Annotated in this window: 4 protein-coding genes; 2 read left to right on the top strand and 2 right to left on the bottom strand. The window is 46.6% G+C overall.

The window, feature by feature from the left end; translation table 11 throughout:
• The first annotated feature begins 245 nt into the window (after window positions 1-245).
• Window positions 246-653, top strand: a complete 408-nt coding sequence (locus ACQY6F_RS18540; protein ID WP_428776564.1) for a phasin family protein — start codon at window positions 246-248, stop codon at window positions 651-653.
• Window positions 654-680: 27 nt separating this feature from the next.
• Complete coding sequence (locus ACQY6F_RS18535) at window positions 681-1,115, top strand: hypothetical protein (protein WP_428776562.1); 435 nt, start codon at window positions 681-683, stop codon at window positions 1,113-1,115.
• On the opposite strand, the gene ACQY6F_RS18530 is transcribed toward ACQY6F_RS18535, so the two are convergent.
• Together ACQY6F_RS18530 and ACQY6F_RS18525 are read right to left on the bottom strand one after the other, a co-directional pair.
• Window positions 1,116-2,777 (bottom strand): IS1182 family transposase, encoded by a 1,662-nt coding sequence (locus ACQY6F_RS18530; RefSeq protein WP_428776561.1) that lies wholly within the window; start codon window positions 2,775-2,777, stop codon window positions 1,116-1,118.
• Window positions 2,778-2,885: 108 nt separating this feature from the next.
• The coding region (locus tag ACQY6F_RS18525) for a hypothetical protein (RefSeq protein ID WP_428776559.1) at window positions 2,886-3,177 on the bottom strand (292 nt) is incomplete at its 5' end.

Here is a 3,177-nt window from a genome sequence, read left to right as displayed (position 1 = left end):
CATCCTTACGACACTGCTTACACAGCTTTACGCATCAAAGCGTTCTCCACTTCATTTTTAAGAGAAGGTCCTGTTTCTCCAAGCAGTAAATTTTCCTAAAACTCAAGTTCAAATCAGGGGTTGACATTTCTGACGCACTGCGTTATATTATATTCATAACGCGATGCGTCATAGCATCAAGATTAAATAAATTTAATGCAATAAACATTGAAAAAATAAGCGTCTAAAAGACAAAGAGGTTACAAATGGTTAATGAAACAATTGAAGTGGTCCAGGAACAAGTTGAAACCACTTTTGAAATGGTCACCGGTACAGCTCGCAAGGTGTTCTGGTTTGGATTAGGCACCGTTGCACTCGTACAAGAAAATTTGAAAGCATTGGTTGAAAACACAAACTCCTACACCAATAAAATGGTTGAAAAAGGAGAAGTTGTGGAAAAAGACGGCCGTAAAATGGTCAACGAATTTGTAGAACCCTACCAAAAAGAAGTCAAAGATCGCGTGAAAGAAGTTGAAAAACAATTCAACCAGCTCACCGAAAACGTGCTCAACCGCGTCAACGTTCCCAGTGCCACAAATATTGAAGATTTAAACAAAAAAGTTGCCGGCCTGGGTCGCAAAGTTGATCAACTGAAAAAAGCACAAACCGCATAATAAACAACTACCTTTGGGGTAAACACGATGAAGCTCTGGCTGTTTAGTCAGAGCTTTTTTCGTATTAAAGTCGGAAGTGCATCGCATACCTCTAATGATCTGTTCCCAATTGCGATGGTTTTTGGGGTGATTAGCGGGTTCACAATTGGTATTTTGTTTAACGTAGTGGCTGTTTCGCAAGACATTTCCTGGTGGGTGCTCGCTGTTTTTGTCGCAATTGGCGGCGTGTCAGCAGTTGGTGTATATCGCTATCTAGACGTTGATCTGGACCTTAAGATTCCTGTTTATATTTACCTGATCCAGGCTGTCATTCTCATGGCTGGTGGGTTATCAAGTTTATACGTAGGCAATATTTTCTTTGCCATTTGGGGTATTTTTATCTTTGTGTCTGCTTCCCTCGTTGGAATTCGTGCGTTTCCCAGTCAAAAACGGCCGGATACTGTTGGCGAAGTCGGCCATTGATTATGTTGCCAAGGCTGCAAAACGAGATTTTCGTGTTTTAGCATGCGGAATCTTGTTGAACCAGGCGACGATCCGGTCAATATCGATCGCAGCCGCTGTGGCCACATGTTGAATATGTGTTTTGGCGAGTCCGCAGTACCGTGTTTGCCGTAATCCAAATGCTCTCACACCTTGTGAAATTGTGCCTTCGATGCCGGCACGGCGATTGTATAGTTGTTTGCCTGCTTCAGATGCGTGTCGTTGACGTGCTTCCTGAAGCGCCTCGTATTGTTTTTGCGGCCGAAATCCAATCGCTCTTTGTCGCTTTGAACGAGTGCATAATGAACGGGCTGAACATGGGCGACAGTCTTTCGATGAAAACTGAACATAGATAAGGGGCATACCCGTGTTATCAACCCCTTCTTTCCAGTTAGAAGATTGCTTACCTTGGGGACACTGAACCGATTGTTTTTCCCAATCAATCGCAAACTGCTCCAGATCATAAGCCCCATCCACCTTGGTCTGCCAACTGTTATTGGAGCGAGTTGGTCCAATCAGGTCAATCTCATGTTGTTCACGGCTACTGACGAGTAAGTCGGCATCAATATAGGCTGAATCAACCAGATGCTCATTGGGTGGCAACCCTTTCTCGATCAAGGCTTGATGAATCGCTTCGGTTTCTTGAGATTCATGCACGGTGGCCTTGGTGGTTTCGACATGGGTGATGAGATGCAAATCATCTTCTTCACAGGTTTCTGTTAAGTGCACCACATAACCGGTCCATTCGGTTTCATAACGCCTGCGGTATCGCGCATCCGTGTCGTAAGGAGATTCGATTGCTTTAGCTGCCGGTCCTAATTCGCGATTGCTTCTGAAGCGCACGTTGTCCAGTACGCCGTCACTGGTTTTTTCTTGACGGCGTTCATAATGTCGTATCCATAGCAGGCGGAGTGTGTTTACCTCTGACAATACACGTAGTTGTTCCGGCACCTCTGCTGCTGCCAATAAGTCAAGCAGTTGAAAGCCATCTTCGCCCACACTTTGGGCATAAGCCGCCCGTTTTTCCTGGCTTTTGGGAAGGCGATCATCTTCAATACGACGACTGTATCGCTCATACCATATGGGCGGAGCGACGTTGCGTAACCAGGTCGGGTCCACAGTCGCCAGGGCATTCAGGGCAGCACGCAGCGTCTCGCCCACCAGTTCCAGTCGGTTCATCACCCGAATCGCAGCCAACACATGAGTCGCATCTGTCCGCTGTTTCTCTCGTTGTTTCACTAATCCTTTTGCCTGACAACAAGCCAGCAACTTGTCCAAGAGTATATCTTCATAACCGTCTACCAGACGGGCACGAAATTCACTGAGCACACTAAAGTCAAAACCAGGGTCTTCCAACTCCAATCCCAGCAGATATTTTAGATCGATTCGTCCTCGAATGGCCTCAGCCACTTGACGATCAGATAGATTCTCGCGAAACTGGACGATGGTCACCAAGGCCAACCGCCAGGGTGCCAAAGTTGGTTGCCCCATTTTCGGATATAGGTCAGTGAAATCCTGATCCTCAAAGATCGTACCCAGTTCATCCCGCAAGGTTAGGTAAGGATTCCCTTTGGGAAAAGCTGCTCGGGCAACTTTGACTGTCATTTCCGGAATATCAAAGTTGTAGTTGGGGATTAACATCAACCTCCTCCTTCTGTTCATCTATTTTGAAAATTAGACGGATCAGTATAGCTCTTCCTGCTTAGAAACGCTCTCAGATGACTTCGCCAACAGTATCCGGCCGTTTTTTTATTACTGTTCCGGAAGGGGGGCATAGATGCTGTCGTCGTAATTTCCAGTTGCTGTTAAGATTCCGGCAGCCCCTTTGCTCACTCTGTACAGCGCATGATCAACCAGTAAATAATTTCCCGGTACATTAAGCTTCAATTCAAAAACGGAAACAGAGCCAGGGGGGACATACCAGGTTTCTTTCGTCCCGGAGACGCCGTTTCGACCAACGCGGCAGACCGATCCTGGAGTTCGATTTCCTGTGCGTGTGCGGCATCGCGGGGGCGTCGAAGTTGCTTGGACCGAGCCACAGAAA

This window comes from Vibrio sp. (assembly GCF_050299255.1).
In the GTDB taxonomy this organism is placed as follows: domain Bacteria; phylum Pseudomonadota; class Gammaproteobacteria; order Enterobacterales; family Vibrionaceae; genus Vibrio.
The sequence above is the reverse complement of the archived record's forward strand: the minus strand, read 5'-3'. Positions and strand labels throughout refer to the sequence as shown.

What these genes read in the sequence shown, in the direction of transcription:
- ACQY6F_RS18540 (WP_428776564.1), top strand. Translation starts at nt 246, where the DNA reads ATGGTTAATGAAACAATTGAAGTGGTCCAGGAACAAGTTGAAACCACT.
- ACQY6F_RS18535 (WP_428776562.1), top strand. Translation starts at nt 681, where the DNA reads ATGAAGCTCTGGCTGTTTAGTCAGAGCTTTTTTCGTATTAAAGTCGGA.